Annotated in this window: 3 protein-coding genes; 2 read left to right on the top strand and 1 reads right to left on the bottom strand. The window is 75.0% G+C overall.

Annotation, left to right across the window (positions count from 1 at the left end; genetic code table 11):
• Positions 1 to 120: 120 nt before the first annotated feature.
• Positions 121 to 738 carry a DedA family protein gene (locus OUY22_RS35910; protein WP_270159779.1) on the bottom strand — a complete coding sequence of 206 codons (618 nt, stop codon included), beginning with the start codon at positions 736 to 738 and terminating at the stop codon, positions 121 to 123.
• Between the two features lie 100 nt (positions 739 to 838).
• On the opposite strand from OUY22_RS35910, the gene OUY22_RS35905 reads away from it, so the two are divergent.
• Positions 839 to 3,607 carry a DEAD/DEAH box helicase gene (locus OUY22_RS35905; protein WP_270159778.1) on the top strand — a complete coding sequence of 923 codons (2,769 nt, stop codon included), beginning with the start codon at positions 839 to 841 and terminating at the stop codon, positions 3,605 to 3,607.
• The coding region (locus OUY22_RS35900) for an SWIM zinc finger family protein (protein WP_333486882.1) at positions 3,604 to 4,161 on the top strand (558 nt) is incomplete at its 3' end. The genes OUY22_RS35905 and OUY22_RS35900, both read left to right, overlap by 4 nt.

Raw genomic sequence — 4,161 nt, 5'->3', positions numbered from 1 at the left:
CGCCCCGCCGCGCCCCCGGCCCGCCCGCCCCGCAGGAACGGCAGCGCCACCAGCAGGAAGACGAGCTCCGCCGGCGCGGTGACCGCGCCGAGCACGACCGCGAGCAGGACCCGCGCGCCCTCAGCGGCGAAGCGCATGGCGCCCCTTGCGCCGCTCGCTCAGCCGTACCGCCACGAAGACCGCCACCGCCAGCAGGACCAGGCCGAGCACCACCTTGGAGGCCACGCCCATGTACGTCTCGACCAGATGCCAGTTCTCGCCCAGCTTGTAGCCGGCCAGCACGAAGATGGTGTTCCAGATGGCGCTGCCGGCCGCCGTGAGCAGGGTGAACTGCAGCACCGGCATCCGCTCCACCCCGGCGGGCACCGAGATCAGGCTGCGAAAGATGGGGATGAACCGCCCGAAGAACACCGTCGCCTTGCCATGCTTGATGAACCACGCCTCCGTCTTCTCGATGTCGGAGACCTTCACCAGCGGCATCTTCGAGGCGATCGCCAGCACCCGCTCGCGGCCGAGCAGCGCCCCCACCCAGTAGAGCGCCAGCGCCCCCACGATCGAGCCGGCCGTGGTCCAGATCAGAGCGGCGACCAGGTCCAGGTCGCCCTGGCTGGCGGTGAACCCCGCCAGCGGCAGGATCACCTCGCTCGGGATCGGCGGGAACAGGTTCTCCAACGCGATCGCCACGCCGGCTCCCGGGGCGCCCAGGAGCTCCATCAACTGCACAACCCAATCAACCATGCGCCAAGCGTACGGAAGATCGGGTGTCCTCGGTGATGAGGCGGGCCGCTCCTTTCCGGTGTGGCAAACCACACCCTCGCGTACCGTACACTGTACGGTCGTGGCAGTCGGACATGATGCGGTACGCAACGCGGTCGTCTACGAGCCCGGGGACCCGCCCAGGGCCGGGCAGCTGATCTTCCTGGACCCGGCGGGCGAGGACACCGTCACCATCGCCGAGCCCGGCGGCGACGGCATCACGACCCGGAGCAGCGCCGCCACCCGGATCCCCGTCACCGAGGCCGTCGCCGCCCTGGCCAAAGCCCGCGCCGACGACGCGGCCCACCCGGCGGCCCGCTTCTGGGGCGCGACGGCGCTGGTGGCGCTCCAGCTGGTCACCCGGGGCCGCATCCGCCCCACCGTGACGGCGTCCGGGCACGACGCCTGGCGCGCCGGCCCCTTCGACGCCGCCGACGTCCAGCGCATCCGCGAACTCGCCGCCGCCATGCCCGGCTCCGCCCGCGCCGTCCCCCTCCCGGACCACCGACCCGGCCCCGGCCACGACCCCGGCCACGATCCCGACGCGGGCCGTGAGCCCGGCGGCGGGGAGCCGGTGCTGGCCGACGCCGAGGCGCTGGTGCGGGCGTTCCTCGACGCCGTGGCCGACGGCATGCCGCGCTCCCCCGGCGCCGTCAAGGCCACCGGCCACGCCGCGTTCGCCGCCCTGCGCCCCGTCAAGGTGCCCCGGCTGCGTCACTGGGCCGACGAGGTCTCCGCCGGGCTCGACGCCGGGGTGCGGGTGTCGCTGCGGATCGAGGCCGACGACCTCACCGGCGGCGACTTCCGCGCCGTGGTGCAGGTCCACAGCCTGTCCGGCCCGTCGCTCGTGGTGGACGCCGCCGACCTGTGGCAGGGCCGCGACCCCGGGTTCGGCGGCCGGGCCAGGATCGAGACGACCATCGGGCTGCGCCGCGCCGCCCGCGCCTGGCCCCGGCTGGAGACGCTGCTCGACAGCGCCGTGCCCGACGAACTGCCGCTCACCGACGACGACGTCGGCGACCTGCTGGCCGGATCCGCCGACCGGCTCGCCGCCGCCGGGGTCGAGGTCCACTGGCCGCGCGGCCTCGTCCGGGGCCTGAGCGCCAGAGCCGTGCTCGGCGGCCCGGCGCCGTCCGACCTGCCGTCGTTCCTCGGCGGCCGCCACCTGGTCGCCTTCGACTGGCAGCTCGCCCTCGGCGGCGAGCCTCTCACCGCCGCCGAGATGGACCGGCTGGCCGAGGCCCACCGCCCCGTCGTACGGCTGCGCGACCAGTGGGTGCTCATCGACCCCGCCCTGGCGCGCAAGGCACGCCGGCGCGAGCTCAAGCCGCTGACCGGCCTGGACGCGCTCGCCGCCACCCTCACCGGCACCGTCGAGGCCGACGGCGAACAGGTGCCGGTCGAACCCGGCGCGTGGCTGCGCGAGCTGCGCGAACGGCTCAGCGAACCGGAGGACCTCGCCCCGCCGCCCGGCCTGGCCGCCACCCTGCGCGACTACCAGCTCCAGGGCCTGCGCTGGCTGGCCCGGATGACCTCGCTCGGGCTCGGCGCCTGCCTGGCCGACGACATGGGCCTGGGCAAGACCATCACGCTCATCGCCCTGCACCTGCACCGCGGCTCCGGCCCGACGCTCGTCGTGTGCCCGGCCTCGCTGCTGGGCAACTGGGAGCGGGAGATCGCCAGGTTCGCCCCCGGCGTCCCGGTGACCCGCTTCCACGGCTCCGCCCGCACCCTGGCCGGCGAAGGGTTCGTGCTCACCACGTACGCCACCATGCGGCTCGACGCCCCCCGGCTCGCCGAGCACCCGTGGGACCTGGTCGTCGCCGACGAGGCCCAGCACGTCAAGAACCCGGCCTCCGGCACCGCCAAGGCGCTGCGCGACATCCCCGCCGCCGCCCGCGTCGCGCTCACCGGCACCCCCGTCGAGAACAACCTGACCGACCTGTGGGCCGTCCTCGACTGGGCCACCCCCGGGCTGCTCGGCCCGCTGCCCCGCTTCCGCGCCCGCTGGGCCAGGCCGATCGAGTCCGGCGACACCGCGACCGCCGAGCGGCTGTCGGCGCTGGTGCGGCCGTTCCTGCTGCGCCGCCGCAAGTCCGACCCCGGCATCGCCCCCGAACTGCCGCCCAAGACCGAGACCGACCGGCCCGTGGCCCTCACCACCGAACAGGCCGGCCTGTACGAGGCGGTGGTGCGCGAGCTGATGACCCAGATCGAGAGCGCCCGCGGCATGGCCCGGCGCGGCCTGGTCGTCAAACTGCTCACCGGGCTCAAACAGATCTGCAACCACCCCGCCCAGTACCTGCACGAGAGCGCGCCCCGGCTCGCCGGCCGCTCCGGCAAGCTGGAACTGCTCGACGAACTCCTCGACACCATCGTCGCCGAGGACGGCGCGGCGCTCGTCTTCACCCAGTACGTCGCCATGGCCCGGCTGATCGACGCCCACCTGTCCGCCAGGGGCGTGCCCACCCAGCTGCTGCACGGCGGCACCCCGGTCGCCCGCCGCGAGGAGACGGTCCGCCGCTTCCAGGACGGCCGGGCCCCGGTGTTCCTGCTGTCGCTCAAGGCCGCCGGCACCGGGCTCAACCTCACCCGCGCCGACCACGTCATCCACTACGACCGCTGGTGGAACCCCGCCGTCGAGGACCAGGCCACCGACCGGGCCCACCGCATCGGCCAGACCAGGCCCGTGCAGGTCCACCGGCTGATCACCGAAGGCACGATCGAGGACCGGATCGCCCGGATGCTCGCCGCCAAGCGCTCACTCGCCGACGCCGTCCTGGCCTCCGGCGAGGCCGCGCTCACCGAGCTGACCGACGCCGAACTGGCCGCACTCGTGGAGCTGAGATGACCGCCGCCCGCGGCTTTCCCGCCTTCCCCCGCCGGCGCGCCGGCGCCCGCTTCGCCACCACCTGGTGGGGCCGCGCCTGGCTCCAGGCCCTGCACGACACCTCCCTGGACCAGACGCTCCTGCAGCAGGGCCGCGCCTACGCCAAGGCCGGGCAACTCGGCCCGATCACGGTCAGCCCCGGCCGGCTGGCCGCCGTCGCCGAACACGAGCACGACGCCGTCGTCCGGGTCGAACAGCTCTCCGACGCCGCGTGGGACCGCTTCCTGGACCAGGTCGCGGCCAAGGCCGGGCACATCGCCGCCCTGCTCGACCGCGACATGCCGCACGACCTGGTGCGGGCCGCCGAGGCGGCCGGCGTGCCGCTGCTGCCGGAGGTCGGCGACCTGGAACCCGAGTGCTCCTGCCCCGAGTGGGCCTGCCGGCACACCGCCGCCCTGTGCTACCAGGCCTCCTGGCTGCTCGACGCGGACCCGTTCGTCCTGCTGCTGCTGCGCGGCCGCGGCGAGCGCGAGCTGATCGAGGCGCTGCGCCTGCGCGACGCCCCGCCCGCGCCG

The sequence above is a fragment of the Nonomuraea corallina genome, assembly GCF_027620315.1.
Taxonomy (GTDB): domain Bacteria; phylum Actinomycetota; class Actinomycetes; order Streptosporangiales; family Streptosporangiaceae; genus Nonomuraea; species Nonomuraea corallina.
The sequence above is the reverse complement of the archived record's forward strand: the minus strand, read 5'-3'. Positions and strand labels throughout refer to the sequence as shown.